General features: G+C 51.4%; 1 protein-coding gene. It reads left to right on the forward strand.

All coding sequences use genetic code 11. The features are described from left to right. Positions 1-1,413 (forward strand): IS3 family transposase (locus tag KBX17_RS11410; RefSeq protein WP_255999054.1); only part of this gene is annotated, 1,413 nt, incomplete at its 5' end. Positions 1,414-1,446 lie beyond the last annotated feature (33 nt).

Consider the following 1,446-nt stretch of genomic DNA (forward strand, 5'->3'; position numbering starts at 1 on the left):
GGGGATGCGGACGGAATCTTGGAGGATTCCATCATGAACCGCTCATACACCAAGGAGCAGCGACGCAGAGCTCTGCAGGTTTACAAGCGCACTCAATCGGTGACCAAGACCGTCCGTGAACTTGGTTATCCAGGGCGATGGACGCTGTACAAATGGTTGCGTGAACCCGCCAAACCTGGTCGACCCCGCAAACAGTCAAAAACATTGACCCGCTACCCGTTTGAGGTCAAGCTTCGTGCTGTTGAGCTCTTCAACGCTGGTTGGAGGCCAGCTGACATCGCTGTGGAATGCGAGCTGCGCTCAAAGATGAGTGTCTATTCTTGGGCACAACGCCACCGTGAAGAGGGAAAATGGGGTTTGATGTCGAAAAGAGAACGCAAAGAGCACACTCGCATGCCCACCCGAGCAGCATTCGAGAAATCATTAGCCGATGATCCTGCAGAACTGAAAAAGCAAATGGCTCAACTGCTCGTTGACAAGGCTGTTTTGGAAAAGGAGCTGGAACTTGTAAAAAAAGACGTCAGCGTCATCCCGGGTCAGCTCAGCAATAAGCACAAGGCTGAAGTGGTTGACGCGTTACGCGGCGAGTTTCCGTTATCTATGCTGCTTGCTGCTATTGATCTTGCGGCATCAAGCTTCTACTACCAACTCCAACAGCGATTTGCTCCGGATAAGCACGCGCGTATCCGCGAATTGCTTCATGAGATTAGTTCTGAGTCGAATAACACCTACGGCTATCGCCGACTTTGGTGGGAACTGCGCCATCGCGGGATCGTTATCAGTGAGAAGGTCGTCCGCCGTCTCATGCACGAAGAGGGAATTCGTCCCTGGTTCCCGAAACGAAAGTGGCGTTACTCCAGCTATCAAGGGGAAATTTCTCCCGCACCACCTAACCTGGTGAACCGCAATTTTCATGCTGAGCATCCAAATCGGTTGTGGCTGACTGACATCAGTGTTTTCGCTACTAACCAAGGTCGCGTGTACCTGTCTGCCATCATCGACTGTTTTGACGGGAAGGTCGTGGCAGCAAAAACAAGTGTTCATCCCACCATGGAGTTAGCAGAAGAAACTTTGTACGCAGCAATCGCAACCGAAAAGCCGGCAATGGATGGCTCCTTGGTGATTCACTCAGACCGCGGAGCACATTATCGAGGCAGCAGCTGGCGAAGTATGACCGAGAAGTTCGGAATACTTCGCTCGATGTCGAAGAAAGGTTGTAGCCCCGACAATGCAGCATGCGAGGGGTTCTTCGGCCGAATGAAAAACGAAATGTACTACGGCAGAACCTGGCAGAACCCCCAAGAGCTCAAAGAAGCAATCGCGACATACATTGAGTTCTACAACGATCACCGAATCAAGATCAGCCTCGATGGTTTGAGCATTGCCGAATACCGAAAAGTCAATGTAGCGTGAGATTGAAACTGTCCAAAAAACGTCCGCATCCTC

It is taken from the genome of Corynebacterium sp. CCUG 65737 (assembly GCF_024454115.1).
Lineage (GTDB): Bacteria > Actinomycetota > Actinomycetes > Mycobacteriales > Mycobacteriaceae > Corynebacterium > Corynebacterium genitalium.